Below are 15,502 nucleotides of genomic sequence, written 5' to 3' on the forward strand. Positions count from 1 at the left end.
CCTTCGAGACGCTTCCTGCAAAAGAGTATCCTTTGCCGGGCTAAGAGAGCGGAGGTCCGGTTGTCTACCGAGCTGGAAAGCACGCGTCGGGCGTTGCGGGAAGCTGTCGCGCAGGCCGAGCGCGCGGCCGAACTGGCCAGGCTGCTGGACGCCGCGCAGTCCAGGCTGGCGGCCGCCGAGGAGAGCGCCGAGGAGGCCAGGAAGCTGGCCGAGCAGCTGAGCGAGGCCGAGGAACGGCTGGAGGCCGAGCGGGCCGCGGCCGACAGGCTGCGCAAGGAGCTGGCCGAGCAGCGCTTCCAGGCCGAGGTGGCCAACTGGAAGCTGTCCTCGATCAAGGTCGCCCGCTGGAACCGGCTCGGCGACGCCATCAAGAGCGGCAAGAACAACCCGATGCGCCTGGCCAAGGGGCTCAGGGGCGCGGCCAGGCCGGTCAAGCGGCCCAGCGCGCCCAAGCGGCGGCCGGTGGCCGTCCAGGGGGTCAAGGAGGCGCGTCCCGGGGCGTCGTTCCAGGCCACCAGCACGACCAGGACGCTGGGCGGGGCCTCGTTCAAGCTCAAGCCGTACCGGATCCCCACCGGGCCCAACACCCGCCCGCACCTGACCGCCGCCGTCGTCGCCGATCCGCACGTCGAGGCGCTGCTGCGCTACGAGTGGCGCCAGACGACCGGGTTCACGCCGCGGGACTTCGCCCGCGTGCTGCCGCTGGAGGTGCCCCACCTGCTCGTGGTGGAGTCCGTCACGCAGGGGCCGTGGCTGGAGGAGCTGACCGGCGAGCCGGGCGAGGGGCTCAGGGCGCTGCTGGCCTGGTGCGCCGAGCGCGGCATCCGTACCGTCTTCTGGCACACCCAGGGTGACGTGGCCGACTACGCCGCCGCGGCCGAGCTGTTCGAGCACCGCTTCACCAGCGACACCACGGTCCCGTGGCCGCGCCTGCACTTCGGCGTGCAGCCCCGGGTGCACAACCCGCTGCCGCTGGCCGGCGGGCGGGTCGACCGGGTGCTCACGCTCGACCAGCTCCTGCCGCCGCACCTGGCCTATCCCGACGTGCTCACCTCCTACCGCTGGCCGGCCGCGGCCGAATGCCCGCCCGGCACGCCGCAGTGGCGGCTGGCCGAGATCGCCGCCTGCGGCACGCCGATCGGCACCGAGCCGGACTCGCGGCGGGCGCACGTGGCGCTGCGCCGGGCGTACGGCACGGGGACGATGACCGAGCGCGTGGACGAGCTGCTGGAGGCCATCGGCCTGCCCGGCGCCCGCGCCACCCTCGACACCTCCGTGCTGCTGCCGATCCTCGACCCGTCGCTCATGGAGCACGCGCTGGCGCAGGTGGCCAGGCAGTCGGGCGTGGCCCAGGTGATCGTCATCGGGCCGCCCGAGGCCGAGCTGCGCGCCCGCGACGTGCTGACCGACGCGGAGGTGCTGTACCGGCGGCCCCACCCCGCCATGAGCGAGGGCGCGATGCTGGCCAAGGGCCTCGACCTGTGCGAGGCCGACCTGGTCGCGGTCATGGACCCGCGCGACGTCTACGGCCCGCACTACCTGTCCGACCTGCGGCGGGCCTTCCTGTTCAGCACGGCCGACATCGTCGGCAAGGCCGCCTTCTACGCCCACCTGCGCAAGCCCCAGGCGACCCTGCTCAAGCAGCCCGAGGCCGAGTACGCCTACCTCCCCGAGATCGCCGGGGCCACCCTGCTCGCCCGCAGGAACGCCCTGCGCGAGCTGGGTTTCGCCGACCTCACCGAGGGCTGGGACGAGGTCATGATGCGCCAGTGCCGCACCGACGGCGTAAAGGTCTTCTCCGCCGACCGGTTCGGCTACGTGCGGGTGCGCGACGAGGACCGCTGGCTGCTGGGCGCGGCCCAACTGGTCGAGTACGGCTCGGCGGAGCCGCACGCGCTGATCTGACGCCTACGCTGAGGCGATGACCGACCTGCTGGCCGAGGCGCTGGAGGAGGTGCTGGGGGAGCCGCCGGCGCCCGAGGGCACGTGGGAGCGGGAGGCCGTCTACGTCTCGGCCGCCGCGCTGCGCCGCCGCGTCCCGCCGGCCGAGCTGGCCGCGCGGGTGCGGGCGGTGGAGGGGGTGGCCGGGGCGCAGGCGCGGCCGAACGGCTTCCTGCGCATCGTCGTGGACGTGCCGGGACGGCTGGTCGAGTCGCTGAACCCGCCGGACCTGCCCGAGCCCGGCTGGCCCGACTTCCCGCGCACGTGGGACAACCCCGGCTTCGTCGTCCGGTACGCCCATGCCCGCGCCTGCGCGGTGCGGCGGTGGGCCGGGGAGCTGGGGGTGCCGCGCACGGGGTTCCGGCCCGAGCTGCTCGACGGGCCCTACGACCGCCGGGTGCTGCGGGTGCTGGCCGAGGTGCCTGGACGCGCCGTCAGCCGCGACCCCGGCTGGGATGCCTTCGCGGTCCGGCTGGCGCTGGCCTACCACGACGCCCACGAGCACGCCCCCGCCGTCCCGATGGGCGACGAGCCGGTCCGGCCGGTGCACACGGCCCGGTTGCGGCTCGCGGAGGCCGTCCGGGGGGTACTGGTTGGGCCGGAAAGATTGTGATGGATCGTAAAATATCCGGCTAAAGCGCGAAAAATCGTGAATATTTTGCTTGTGGACCTTGATCGCGTCTCGATACGTGGGCAGCGGTCCTGGAAGGGGTGGCGGTTCCGATAGCCTCGATCGGGTGAGCTTCGTCCATCCAGCCGGGGACCGGCACGCCGAGATGCTGCCCCACGAGCGCCCCCCGATGGCGCCCGCCGACCTCAACCGGATCGACCCCACGATCTGGCCCCGAACGTCGACCCGGACCGACGGCACACTCACGGTCGGCGGCGTCGACGTGCGCGACCTGGCCCGCGAGTTCGGCACGCCGCTCTACGTCCTCGACGAGGCCGACGTACGCTCACGCATGCGCGACTACGCCACGGCCTTCCAGGGCTCCGAGGTCCACTACGCGGGCAAGGCGTTCCTGTGCAAGGAGATCGTGCGCTGGCTGGCCGACGAGGGCCTCGGGCTCGACGTCGCCAGCGGCGGCGAGCTGGCGGTGGCGCTCAGCGTCGGCTTCCCGCCCGAGCGCATCACCCTCCACGGCAACAACAAGTCCACGGCCGAGCTGACCCGCGCCCTGGAAAGCGGCGTCGGGCACATCGTGGTCGACTCCTACGAGGAGATCGCCCGCCTCGGCTACCTCGCCGAGCAGCTCGGCAAGCGGCCCAAGGTGATGATCCGGGTGACCACCGGGGTCGAGGCCCACACCCACGAGTTCATCGCCACGGCCCACGACGACCAGAAGTTCGGCCTGTCGCTCAACACCGGCGCCGCCGCCGAGGCCGTGCGCCGCATCCTCGCGCTGCCGCAGCTCGACCTGGTCGGCCTCCACTCCCACATCGGGTCGCAGATCGTCGACACCGCCGGGTTCGAGGTGGCCGCGCGGCGGCTGGCCACGCTGCTCGTGCAGATCAAGGACGAGCACGACGTCGTCCTGCCGGAGCTCGACCTCGGCGGCGGCTACGGCATCGCCTACGTCGACGGCGACGAGGCCCCCGACATCAAGGAGCTGGCCGACGGCCTGCGCGAGATCGTCACGAAGGTCTGCGCCGACGCCGGCCTGCCGGTGCCGCGCCTGACCGTCGAGCCGGGCCGCACCATCGTGGGTCCCGGTGGCATCACCCTCTACGAGGTCGGCACGGTCAAGGACGTCGAGGGCCTGCGCACGTACGTCAGCGTCGACGGCGGCATGAGCGACAACGTGCGCACCGCCCTCTACGGCGCCGAGTACACCGCCACCCTCGTCAGCCGCGCCAGCGACGCCGAGCCCATGCTCAGCCGCCTGGTCGGCAAGCACTGCGAGAGCGGCGACATCCTCGTGCGCGACTGCCACCTGCCCGCCGACCTGGCGCCCGGCGACCTGGTCGCCGTGGCCGCGACCGGCGCCTACTGCCGCTCGCTGGCCAGCAACTACAACTACCTGCCCAGGCCCGCCGTGGTCGCCGTCGCCGACGGCGCGGCCCGGGTGATCGTGGCGGGCGAGACCGAGGACGACCTGTTGAGGGGGCAGCTGTGAAACCGCTGAAAGTGGCTCTGCTGGGCTGCGGCGTCGTCGGCTCGCAGGTCATCAGGCTCCTGCACGAGCAGGCCGGCGACCTGGCCGCGCGCATCGGCGCCCCGCTCGAGCTGGCCGGCGTGGCCGTGCGCAGGCTCGGGCGCAAGCGTGACATCGAGGTCGACCCGGCGCTGCTGACCACCGACGCCGAGTCCCTGGTCACCCGCGACGACATCGACATCGTCGTCGAGGTGATCGGCGGCATCGAGCCGGCCCGCACGCTCATCGTGGCCGCCCTCGAACGCGGCAAGTCGGTCGTCACCGCCAACAAGGCCCTGCTGGCGGAGGACGGCTCGTCCCTGCACGAGGCGGCCCGCCGGGGCGGCGGCGACCTCTACTTCGAGGCCAGCGTGGCCGGCGCGATCCCGCTGCTGCGCCCGCTGCGCGAGTCGCTGGCCGGCGACCACGTCAAGCGCGTGCTCGGCATCGTCAACGGCACCACCAACTACATCCTCGACAAGATGGACACCACGGGCGCGTCCTTCACCGACGCCCTGGAGGAGGCCCAGACGCTCGGCTACGCCGAGGCCGACCCGACGGCCGACGTCGAGGGCTTCGACGCCGCCGCCAAGGCCGCGATCCTGGCCGGCCTGGCCTTCCACAGCCGGGTCACCGCCGACAAGGTGCACCGCGAGGGCATCACCGAGATCACCGCGACCGACGTCGCCTCCGCCAAGGCCATGGGCTACGTCATCAAGCTGCTGGCCATCTGCCAGCGCTCCGACGACGGCCGTTCGTTCGGCGTGCGGGTGCACCCGGCGATGATCCCGCGGACCCACCCGCTCGCGGGGGTGCGCGAGGCGTACAACGCGGTGTTCGTGGAGGCCGAGTCGGCCGGGCAGCTCATGTTCTACGGCAAGGGCGCCGGCGGCGCGCCGACGGCCTCGGCCGTGCTCGGCGACCTCGTGGCCGTCGGCCGCAACCGGCTGGCCGGCACCCACGGGCCCGAGGAGTCCACCTACGCCGACCTGGCCGTCCACCCGATGGGCGACACGGTCACGCGCTGCCACGTGGCGCTCGACGTGGCCGACAAGCCGGGCGTGCTGGCGCGGGTGGCCGACCTGTTCGCCAAGCACGACGTGTCCATCCAGACCGTCCGCCAGGAGGGGCACGGCGACGACGCCCAGCTCGTCATCGTCAGCCACCGCGCCACCGACGCGGCCCTCACGGCGACCATGGAGGGGCTGCGCGAGCTCGACATCGTCCGCGCGGTCGCCGGCGTGATGCGCGTGGAGGGCGACGACTGACGCCCGCCCCGCCCGGTCAGCGGGCGGGGAAGGCCAGGTCGCGGACGCGGCGTACGGCCCGTTTCAGGACCGTGCGGTCCTGTTCGCGGGCCAGCCGCATCGCCTCGCGCCGCCAGCTCTCGGCCTTCTCCCGCCAGCGGGAGGCGTCCCTGCCGTTCTTGGCGGCCTCCCGGCGCAGCTGGGCGATCTCGGCGCGCAGAGCGGCGACGCGCTTGCGGTGGAGGGTCAGGTCCTTCTCGTGGCGGGCGGTGAGCAGGGCTAGCTCGGCGACCGGCGGCCGGCGCGGCGGGTAGACGTCGGGGCGGCGGCGCAGGCCCCACGACGCGCCGTCGGCCCATTCCAGGCCGTACAGGGTGTCGATCAGGTCGTCCGGGTGGTCGTCGGGGGTGGCGACCAGGGCGGCTCTGGACAGGGCGGCCGTACGGTCGAGGCGGGCGGCGACCACGCCCTGCGGGGTCTCGTCCAGGGCCAGGCACAGGCTGCCGAGGTCGTGCTCGTCCAGGTGGGCGATCAGGCGTTCGAGCGTGCCGGGGGAGAGGGTCCAGCCGGGCGGCACGGTCAGGCGGAAGGGGGCCGCCGTGCCGGCGGGTGGCCCAGGAGGCGGTTCGGTGGCCAGCCGCACTCGTGGGTCGTGCTCGAAGGTGGCCTTGAGCAGGCGCAGGTCCAGATCGGGGTCGCGCAGGGGCGAGCGGCGTCCGGTGGGCAGCGCGGGCCAGGGGCCCGTGAGGGTGAGGCGCACGTCGGGGACGGAGGAGGCGAGCAGGGCGTCCGCGGTGGCGCGGGTGTCCTCGTAACCGCCCGCCGTCACCACCGCCTCCACGTACGGCACCAGCCACTGCCGCCCCGGATCCGTCCGCAGATACCGCCGGTAGGGAACCCGGTCGGCCACGTAGGGGTCGTTGTACCGCTTCAACGCGGCGACGTCGCGCATCGCGGTCGGCAGGCCGACGTGCCACGCCCGCGCCTGCGGGTCCGGGACGAACACCGCCCCCGCCTGGACGAGCCGGTACCCCAGCTCGGTGTCCTCGGCCAGCACCAGCGAGGTGTCCAGGCCGCCGATCGAGCGCAGCAGCGCCGCCGGGTACGACGCCGTGGCCCCCACGTGCACGCGGGCGGCCGTCGCGCCGGACGCCGTACGCAGGCCGTCGTGGTCGTGGATGATCCTCTCGGCCCAGTCGTGCCGGTGCGGTGACAGCGGGAACAGGCCGTCCTCGGCGCCTGCGTCCAGGGCCTGGACGACCTGCTCCGGCGTGGGCGGCTGGCCGGCCGAGGTGAAGTCGATCCAGCCGAGCACCACGACGTACGGGGCCAGGTGGTGCCACCGGAGCTGGGCCTCGACGTGCCGCCGGTGCGGGACCATGTCGGCGTCCAGCACGAGGACGACCTCGCCGGCGGCGGCGTCCAGGCCCGCCTGCACGGCCCAGGCGCGCCCCCAGCCGCCCGGCGGGCTGGAGATCAGCTTGGTGCCGCCCGGGGCGAGGTCGGGCAGGCGGATGGGGGTGGCGCTGCCGTCGTCCACCACGATCACGTCGAGCAGGTGCGCCGGGTAGCTCTGCGCGGACAGGGCGGCGAGCGTCAGGTCCAGGGTCTCCTGGCGGTCGTGCGCCGGGATGACGACCGTGACGGCGAGCTCCGGCTCCCAGGCCCCCAGCTCGGGAGGGTCGAGGACGCCGAAGTCGTTGCCACGGATGCGCGGGACGGTCATGGGCGGCTGCTCCCCTCCAGCTCCATCAGGGCGTTCGGGCGGAACCCGCGCCACTGGCGCCGGTTGCGGCGCAGGAACGTGCCGATCGGCTCCTGCCAGGTGTGGGCGGAGGCCGGGCCGCGGCGCAGGATGTAGCCCAGGCCGTGGGTGCGGTAGATCTGGCCGCCCGCCGCCTGGAGGGCCTCCTGGAACTGGGTGTCCACCGAGCGGCGCAGCGGCCGGAAACCGCCCACGGCCTGGAACGCCGAACGCTCCACCAGGATCGTGCCGCCCGCCACGAAGCTGGTGATCTGCTCGGTGACCTGGCTGCGGTGCACGGTGACGTCGATCGAGGCCAGGTAGACGAACTCGGGCACCGTGCCGACCACCTGCGCCCCCGAGTAGGCGTGGGCGAGCAGCAGGTCGGCCAGGAAGTCTGGGCCGTACCAGTCGTCGTCGTCCATCTTGAGCAGGAATGAGCCGGAGGCCCTGGCGGCGGCCTCGTTCAGCACCTCGCCGAAGACGGCCGCGGGGTCGGCCTCGTACACGGTCAGCGGACCGCCGAAGGCGGCCAGGGCGGCGGCGACGTCGGGGTGCTCCCGCGGGACGCCGTGCAGCGCGAGCACCACTTCGAGCTGGGCGTCGCGCTGGCGGGCGATCTGCCGCAGGGCGAACGGCACCATGTCGGCGCGCCGGGTGGCCAGCAGGACGGAGGTGAGCGGGGGAGCGGGGGCGGGCGCGCCGAGCTGCTCCCATCGGGCGGCCACGCCATGGGTGCGCAGGGCGGCCCGGCGCAGCCGGATGCTGTGCTCCTCGCGCCGCAGCTCGTCGGACAGGTCGGGGGCGGCGGGCAGCAGCGTGACCAGCTCGTCCCCGAGAGCGCCCGCCCAGCGCGGCACGGCTCCGGTGACCAGCGGCACCCCGGCGGCGGCCAGACCGGCCAGCACCCGCACGGCCGCCAGCGGGCCGCTGTGCGGATGTTGCCAGCTCACCTCGACGCCGCGGATCTGCCGGAGCCTGGCCACGTCGGCGTCGGTGACCCCGCCCGACTCGGCGAACGTCGTCACGACCTTGCCGTCGAGCAGCACCGACCAGCGGCCGTCGCGCTCGGTCAGCGCGGCCATGCCCCGGGACGGGGTGGTCACGAAACCCTGGGGGTTCACCAGCCGCTCGTCCACGGGCGGGACCATCGACGGCTCGCCGAGCACGTCGGGATCGGCCAGCGGCGACCCCGCCCCGCCGGGACGCCCGATGCTCTCCCAGCTCGCGGCGACGATCGTGGGCCGTTCGACGGGCGCCTGATCCCCGGCCCAGCCGATCCCGCCCGGCTCGCCGGACCCGCCCGGCGTCAGGGCCGGGGACGCGTCCGGGGCGCGGCCGTCGCCCGGCGGGCGCAGGGCGTCGCCGGCCAGACCGCGGAGGGCGTCGTCGCCCAGCGTGCGGAGCACGACGTCACTGCCGGGCGCGCCGACGCGTTCGGGGACCGGGCCGCTCACCTCGGCGGGCGTGGCGTTCGGGTCGCCGGGACGCCAGTCGGCCGAGCCGATCCCGGCGATGCCGGCGGCGGGTGCGGCGATCACGTCCAGGCGGTGCCCGGCGAAGGCGCGGGCGGTGGCGGTGACCGTACGGCCGGCGGGCGTCGCGGCCGAGAAGCGGGCGTCCACCACCCACACCCGGCTCCTGGGCTGGTACACCCGCAGGTCGGTCAGCGACCGCCAGCGGTGCGCGGGGGTCGGCGTGGGCACGGGGGCCGGGTGCGAGGCGGGGGCGTCGAGCACGCACACCACCACCCGCCCGGCCAGCGGGAGCAGCTTGTGCAGGGTCGCCACCCTGCGCAGGTCGGCGGGCGTCCTGGCGAGCACGAGGACGTGGTCGGCCGACTCCGGCTCGGCGGGCGGCTCCAGCAGGTCCCGGTCCAGGTCCACGGCCCGGCCCGCGCCGTCGGCCGGGAAGGTGTGGCCCTCGATGCCGGCCAGGAACACCCGGGCCTCCGGCAGCTCCGCCAGCAGCGCGGTGACCGTCCGCCGCTCGGCGGACGATTGATCGGCGATCATCCGGCGCTCCGCAGGTGCCGGATCAGGGAGCTCAGCGGCCCGGGAGCGGGGTCCTCCTCGTCCTGCGCGCGGGACAGGCGCTCGACCTCGGCGGCGAGCCGGTCGACCTGGGCCCGCAGCTCCTTGGTCTCCGCCAGCCGCCGGGCCGCCAGCGCGCGCCACTTGGCCGGGTCGCCGCCCAGCGGCGGAGGCTCCGCGGCGGTGCCGAAACCGTGCTCGCCGCCCTCGACCCACAGGACGCCGAACAGCTCGTCCACCAGGTCGTCGGCGGCGCCGTCGTAGCGCGCGGCGCGGGCGAAGGCGGCCGTGCGCTCCAGCCGGGCGGCCACGACCCCGTCCGAGTCCTCGGCCAGGGCGACGCAGAGCAGGCCGAGCAGGTCCTCGTCGGCCAGTCGCACGAGCCGGGCGAGGGTGTCGGCCCCGAGGACCCATCCGGCGGGCAGCCGCAGCAGGAACGGGGTGGGGGCGACGCTGACGGGTTCGCTTTCCGCGAACGTGACGCGCGGCTCGTGGGCGTACAGGTTGTGCAGCAGCCGCAGGTCCAGCAGCGGGTCGTCGAGGCTGGACCGGCGCTCGCCGGTCAGCCGGCCCCAGGGGCCGACCACGGTGACGGCGGCGTCGGGCAGCGTGCCCGCCAGCGCCGCGTCCACACTCGCCCGGGTCTCCTCGTACGTGGTGGCGCTCACCACGACCCGCACGTACGGCACCCGCCAGTGGCGCCGGGGATGGCTGCGCAGCCAGCGCAGCTGCGGCACGAGGTCGCCCAGGTAGGACCAGTTGTGCCGGTGGACCTCCTTCTCCCGCGACATCACCGTGGACGGCCCGACGTGCCACGCCCTGGCCTGCGGATCGGGCACGAACACCGCCCCCGCCTGGGCCAGCCGGTACCCCAGCTCGGTGTCCTCGGCCATGTTGAGCGAGGTGTCCACGCCGCCCGCCGCGCGCAGCAGCTCGGCGCGCACCGACGTGGAGGCCCCCGTGTGCAGCAGGTACGCGCTCGTCCCCGCGTCCTTCAGCATCCGGGTCGACTCCAGGGTCTTGCGCGTGTACTCCGGCTGCGTGCCCTCCTCGCCCGGGGCCGTCACGAACCGGATGTCGCCGATCACCACCGCGTGGTCGAGCAGGTGGTGCCAGCGCATGTGCGCCTCGAGGTGGTCGGGGGCCAGGATCATGTCGGAGTCCAGCCAGTGGATCACCTCGCCGGTGGCGGCCAGCTGCCCGGTCTGCCGGGCCGCGCCGCGTCCCCAGCCGTCGGCCACCCGTACGACGCGGGCTCCCGGCAGCTCGACCGGCGGCGTGCTGCCGTCGTCGGCGACCACGATCTCGACGAGCCCGGCCGGATAGGTCTGCGCGGCCAGCGCGGACGCCGTGCGCTCCAGCGCCTCCTGGCAGTCGTAGGCCGGGATGACCACGGACACGCGCAGCTCGGGCTTCCAGTCCCCGATCGCGGGCGGGCGCAGCACCCCGTAGTCGTTGTGCCGGACGCGGATCATGCCAGGCCCTTGGCCAGCGCGCGAACCTCCTCGCGCAGCTCCTCGACCTCCCGGGCCCTGGTCATGGCGTTCACCCGGTCCTCGCCGAGCGAGGCGAGGATCGCCCCGATGTCGTCGGCCCGCCGCGCGGCCGACTCCTCGACGGCCTGGACCAGCAGCTCCAGCCGGGATTCGAGGTTCTTGACCGCGGTCGTCGTACGGGCGAGCTCGGCCTCCTGCTTCTTCATGCGCAGGTCGATCCGGTGCGCCTTGCCGTCCACGCGGCGGACGGTGAGCAGCAGCAGGGCGAGGGCGGCCAGCGTGACCGCGAACGCCGCGACGGCCGCCGCCGCACCGAGGGTGAGCAGGCCGGCCAGGACGAGGAGGGCGAGCACCCCGGCGGCCACGACTGCGAGAAGTGCGGCGGCCGCTGCCAGTCGGCGGGGCGAGAGCATCCGCGCAAACCTTTCATAGTCACGACTAGTCGGGCATAGGAGGATGGGCGGGATTTTTGCCACCCTAATAAACCCTGACCTCTACCGTGCCATAAGTTCCTGGAGGAAAACTGGGAACCCGCTGCCTCGGGGCCCACGCCGCCCGCCATGCGAAAGCTGCCTGTCTGTCTACTGACGTGTAAAAACGGGCGTAAGGTAGGCGCCGATCCCGTCCGTCCGGTCAAGGAGCATCGTCCATGTCCGTCACCCCCTGCGGCTTCACGCGTACGCCGGGCAAGGGGTTCGCCCGGCTGCACTGGGCGGACGGCTGGCAGGTGGACGGCGGATCGCCCGACGTGCCCGAGCTGCGTTCCCGGCGGGGGCTGGAGGTCGACTGGCCCGCCGCGCCGGTGCCGCTCGACGGTCTGACGGAGCTGGCCGGCGCCGGGATCCCGCTGACCGCCCAGCATGCCCCGGCGTGGGTGCCGGGCGACCTGGCCTCGCTGCTCACCGACCGCGACTGGCTCGCCGAGCCCGCTGACGGCACCGCGCGCTCCCTGGCCGACCTGCGGCGGGAGGAGCACAGCGTACGGCTGCGGCGGCTGGTCCACCGGCCCGCCCGCGCGACGGTCAGCATCGTGATGTCGACCAAGCGGCCCGCCCTGGTCGGCGCGGCGCTGGCGCAGATGGAGCGGCAGCGGGGCGTCGAGGCCGAGGTCCTGCTCGGCCTGCACGGGGTGGCCTTCGAGCAGGTACGCGCGGCCGTCGAGGCGTGCTCGCTGCCCGTCAAGTGGGTCGAGGCGGCCCGGACGGTGCCGTTCGGGGAGGTGCTGAACCGGGCCGCCGCCCTGGCCTCGGGCGACTACCTCGCCAAGTGGGACGACGACGACTGGTACGGCCCCTGCCACCTGTCCGACCTGCTCATGGCCCGCTCGTACGCCGGTGCCGACGTGGTGGGCACGACCGCCGAGTTCTTCTACCTGGAGCCGTTGCGCGCCACGATCCGGCGGACCACGTTCGCGAGCGGAGCGGCGTACCCTAGCGAGGTTTGGGCGGATCATGTAGCCGGAGGCACCATTTTGCTCCAAAGCGCGAAATTTCGGGAAATTGGAGGATTTCCCGCTCTCCCGCGTGCGGTCGATCTGGAGTTCCTGAAAGCGGCGCAAAAGATCGGCGCGCGCACCTATCGCACGCACGGCCTCGGCTACGTCCTGCGCAGAGGGCTCACCGAGGAGCACACCTGGCAGCTGCCCCTGGCCCATTTCGTAAGGATCGCCACGAACCAATGGCACGGCTTCCGGCCGAGCCTGCTGATGGAAACCGCATGAACAACGGCCAGAAGCCGCCGGTGCGCGGCAACGACTACCGCGTGCTGCGGCCCGGGGCGGACCTCACCCCGTCGCTCACGGTCAGCGTGATCATCCCGGCCTACGGCGGCCAGGACAAGCTGGACCTGGTGCTGGCCGGCCTCGCCCGCCAGACCTACCCGGCCGCGCTCACCGAGGTCATCGTCGTGGACAACGGCAGCGTCCCGCCCCTGCGGCTGCCCGCCGTCCGTCCCGAGGGCACCCGCCTGATCGTCTGCGACCAGCCCGGCCGCGCCAACGCCCGCAACGCCGGCCTGGCCGAGGCCACCGGCGACGTGATCCACTGGCTCGACTCCGACGTCGTCCTCACCCCGGGCGCGATCGAGGCCCACATGCGCTGGCACCACACGGCCCCCTACCTGGTCGTGACCGGCTACATCAGGTTCACCGACGCGGAGCTGCCCGCCGAGCTCCCCGCCGACCTGGAGGAGCACTTCGAGCCCGCCGAGCCGCACACCTGGATCGTCGACCTCGTCGAACGCACCGACGGCCTCACCGCCAACCCCCAGCGGCCCTTCAGCCTGCACGTCGGCGGCGCGACCTCGGTCGGCGCCCGCCTGATCGAGGCCGCCGGCCCCATGGACGACGAGCTGATCCTCGGCCAGGACACCGAGATGGGCTACCGGCTGGGCCAGGCGGGCGCGGTGTTCGTGCCCGAGCCACGCGCCCGCGCCTACCATCTCGGCCCGACCATGCGCATGCGCGACAAGGAGTCCATCGACCGGGTGAGCCACGCGTTCGTGGCCGACCGCATCCCGGCGTACCGGTGGTTGCGCTCTCATCCGTCCCGCCAGTGGAAGATCCCGTACGTCACCGCCGTCGTGGACGGCACGGCCGGCTACGACAGCGTGCGCGCGACGGTGGACGCGCTGCTCGCCGGGACCGTTCCCGACCTGTCGGTGCTCCTGCTCGGCCCCTGGGACGAGCTGGACCGCGAGCGCCGCTCCCCGCTCAAGGACCCCGGCCTCGACCTGGCCCTGGTCCACGGCCACTACCTGCACGAAGGACGGGTGCGCCTGGTCTCGGCCGAGGAGGTGGACCCGGCCACGCCGTTCGTGCTGCGCCTGCCGACCGGCTGGATCCCCGGCGAGGACACCCTCGCCCGCCTGCTCGACCTGGCCCGCGACGAGGGGCTCGGCCTGGTCGCCGTGCTGCTGCGGGAGTCGTCGCAGGGCGTCGTGGCGGCCCGTCTGGAACGCTGCTCGGCCTTCGCCAGGGCCCGCATGGTGGCCGCCGACCACCCCGGTGACCCCGGCGACCTCGACGACGTGGTGGACGCCGTGTCCGGCGTGTCCTGGGTCGAGGGCGAGACCTACGGGTTCACCACGGAGGCGGCGCCGCTGATCGGGCGGCGCGGGGCGTACCGGGCGCGACTGGAGGCCCAGGCCGAGATGGAGCGGCTGGCGGCGGAGGCCGACCGCCTGCGCGCCCAGGTGACCAAGTGGCGGGACGAGGCCACGCGGTGGCGCAGGACGGCCGTCGAGCTGCGGCGCGACGTGAGCACCCTGCGCCGCCAGCTCGCCGCCGCGAACCGCGCCCAGCAGAGCCTGCGCACCCTGCTGTCGGCCACGATGAAACGAGCGCTGGGCCGCCGCCTGCGCGGCTGACCCCGTCCCCCGGAACGCCCCCCGGACCGTCCCTCGGACGCGGTCAGTTCGGGCGCAGGGCCGACTTCAGCCGCCTGAACAGGGTGTTCTCGGCGGACTCAGCAGGGACCGCCACCGTCGCGGGGATGGTGACCGGCTCCGGCTGCGGCGGCGCGGGCCAGTAGCGGTCCGGCGGCTCGTGACGTACGCCGTGCGTGGTGTCGATGACGTCGTCGAGGTCGGCGCCGGGACCGGCCAGCAGCAGCGCCCGGCCCAGCGCGGAGGTGCGTTCGAGCCGGGCCGTGCGCCCGTCGGGCAGGTCGACGACGAGCACCCCCGTCAGGTCCTTCTGCACCGACTCGACCATGCGCTCCAGCGTCGCCCGGTGCAGCGGCACGTCCACCGGCCCCCGGTAGCGGAACGGCGTGGGCGCGGGCGTCGGGGCGGCCTCGTCGATGAGCCGGATGCGTTCGTCGTGCGCGAACAGGTCGCGCATGAGCCGCAGCTCGAAGCACGGGTCCGACAACACCGCGCGCCGCCCGTCGTCCAGCCGCGACCACGGGCCGACCAGCGTCAGCACGACGTCCTGGAGCTTGCCGTCCAGGGCCGCCGTCACCGCGCGCCGCACCACCGACTCGGAGGTGTCGGTGACGTCCAGCACGATCTCCACGTACGGCACCAGCCACCGCCGGCCCCGGTCCTTGCGCAGGTCCCGGCGGAGGGGGATCCGGTGCGCCAGGTACGGCTCCACCGCCCGCACGGCCCGCTCCCGGTCGCGGTGCTGCGCCGGCAGCCCGAGGTGCACCGCCTGGGCGGCCTGGTCGGGCACGAACACCACGCCGTGCATGGCCAGCCGGTAGGAGAACTCGGTGTCCTCGCCGCGCACCACGGTCGGGTCGAGCCCGCCCACGGCGTCGAAGACCTCGCGGGGGAGGGCGAAGGTCGGCCCGGTGCACACGTGGTACGGGTTGCGGCTGCTGCGCAGCCCGTCGGTCTTCTCGATCGTCGCCTCGGTCGAGCTCGACACGGCCGCGGCCAGGTCGAACACCTCGTCCAGGCGCCCGGCGCCGAACACCTGCCGCGCGGTGACCGGCGGCGCCTCGACGAACTTCTTCATCCCGATCGTGACCAGGTAGTCGGTCACGTGATGCCAGCGGGCCAGGGCCTCGATGTGCTCGCGGCAGGCGACCATGTCGGCGTCGAGCCGCTGGATGATCTCACCGTCGGCGGCCTTGGCGCCGGTGTTGACCGCGTTGGAGATGCCCCAGCCGTCGCGTACCGGGACGATCCTGGTGTTGACCGGCCGGATCTCCGGCAGCCGGACGGGCGGCGCACTGCCGTCGTCGACGACCAGGACCTCCATGAGATGGTCCGGATATGTCTGCGCGGCCAGCGCGGCGAGCGTCAGGTCGAGCTTGTCCTGCCCGCCGTGCGCCGGTATCACCACGCTCACGGACAACCCCGGCGACCAGGCCCCGAGCTCCGGCGGCACTACTGGTGAATAGTCGTTCTGCCTCAAAGCAGGACGCGCGTTCATGGTGACCCCCTGCCGAGACCCTAT

Annotated in this window: 11 protein-coding genes; 6 read left to right on the forward strand and 5 right to left on the reverse strand. The window is 73.9% G+C overall.

What is annotated here, in order from left to right; all coding sequences use genetic code 11:
• The first annotated feature begins 93 nt into the window (after positions 1-93).
• The 4 genes from ABZ459_RS16210 (at position 94) to ABZ459_RS16225 (ending at position 5,344) form a co-directional block, all read left to right on the forward strand.
• Positions 94-1,905, forward strand: coding sequence for a hypothetical protein (locus ABZ459_RS16210; protein WP_357971031.1), 1,812 nt, complete (start codon positions 94-96; stop codon positions 1,903-1,905).
• Positions 1,906-1,921: 16 nt separating this feature from the next.
• Complete coding sequence (locus tag ABZ459_RS16215; protein WP_357971032.1) at positions 1,922-2,554, forward strand: anticodon-binding protein; 633 nt, start codon at positions 1,922-1,924, stop codon at positions 2,552-2,554.
• 163 nt (positions 2,555-2,717) lie between these two features.
• A complete protein-coding gene (gene lysA / locus ABZ459_RS16220; RefSeq protein WP_357971212.1) occupies positions 2,718-4,058 on the forward strand; it encodes a diaminopimelate decarboxylase in 1,341 nt (446 codons plus the stop codon).
• On the forward strand, positions 4,055-5,344 hold the full coding sequence (locus ABZ459_RS16225; protein WP_357971033.1) for a homoserine dehydrogenase: 1,290 nt from the start codon (positions 4,055-4,057) through the stop codon (positions 5,342-5,344). Before lysA ends, ABZ459_RS16225 begins: the two co-directional genes overlap by 4 nt.
• Before the next feature lie 16 nt (positions 5,345-5,360).
• On the opposite strand, the gene ABZ459_RS16230 is transcribed toward ABZ459_RS16225, so the two are convergent.
• From ABZ459_RS16230 to ABZ459_RS16245, 4 genes are read right to left on the reverse strand one after another with little or no spacing between them, the layout of a single operon-like run.
• Complete coding sequence (locus ABZ459_RS16230; protein ID WP_357971034.1) at positions 5,361-7,049, reverse strand: glycosyltransferase; 1,689 nt, start codon at positions 7,047-7,049, stop codon at positions 5,361-5,363.
• Complete coding sequence (locus ABZ459_RS16235; protein WP_357971035.1) at positions 7,046-9,082, reverse strand: glycosyltransferase family 2 protein; 2,037 nt, start codon at positions 9,080-9,082, stop codon at positions 7,046-7,048. Before ABZ459_RS16235 ends, ABZ459_RS16230 begins: the two co-directional genes overlap by 4 nt.
• Positions 9,079-10,575 (reverse strand): glycosyltransferase family 2 protein, encoded by a 1,497-nt coding sequence (locus tag ABZ459_RS16240; RefSeq protein ID WP_357971036.1) that lies wholly within the window; start codon positions 10,573-10,575, stop codon positions 9,079-9,081. The genes ABZ459_RS16235 and ABZ459_RS16240 overlap by 4 nt, the downstream gene beginning before the upstream one ends.
• Positions 10,572-11,009 carry a hypothetical protein gene (locus ABZ459_RS16245; RefSeq protein WP_357971037.1) on the reverse strand — a complete coding sequence of 146 codons (438 nt, stop codon included), beginning with the start codon at positions 11,007-11,009 and terminating at the stop codon, positions 10,572-10,574. The genes ABZ459_RS16240 and ABZ459_RS16245 overlap by 4 nt, the downstream gene beginning before the upstream one ends.
• 236 nt (positions 11,010-11,245) lie before the next feature.
• Here ABZ459_RS16245 and ABZ459_RS16250 point away from each other — a divergent pair, with 236 nt between their 5' ends.
• Together ABZ459_RS16250 and ABZ459_RS16255 are read left to right on the forward strand one after the other, a co-directional pair.
• Positions 11,246-12,316: a family 2 glycosyl transferase gene (locus ABZ459_RS16250; RefSeq protein WP_357971038.1), complete on the forward strand. Its 1,071-nt coding sequence runs from the start codon at positions 11,246-11,248 to the stop codon at positions 12,314-12,316.
• Positions 12,313-13,962 carry a glycosyltransferase gene (locus tag ABZ459_RS16255; protein ID WP_357971039.1) on the forward strand — a complete coding sequence of 550 codons (1,650 nt, stop codon included), beginning with the start codon at positions 12,313-12,315 and terminating at the stop codon, positions 13,960-13,962. Before ABZ459_RS16250 ends, ABZ459_RS16255 begins: the two co-directional genes overlap by 4 nt.
• Positions 13,963-14,005: 43 nt before the next feature.
• On the opposite strand, the gene ABZ459_RS16260 is transcribed toward ABZ459_RS16255, so the two are convergent.
• Complete coding sequence (locus tag ABZ459_RS16260) at positions 14,006-15,394, reverse strand: glycosyltransferase (RefSeq protein WP_357971040.1); 1,389 nt, start codon at positions 15,392-15,394, stop codon at positions 14,006-14,008.
• Between the last annotated feature and the right edge of the window lie 108 nt (positions 15,395-15,502).

It is taken from the genome of Nonomuraea sp. NPDC005692 (genome assembly GCF_040631115.1).
GTDB lineage: Bacteria > Actinomycetota > Actinomycetes > Streptosporangiales > Streptosporangiaceae > Nonomuraea.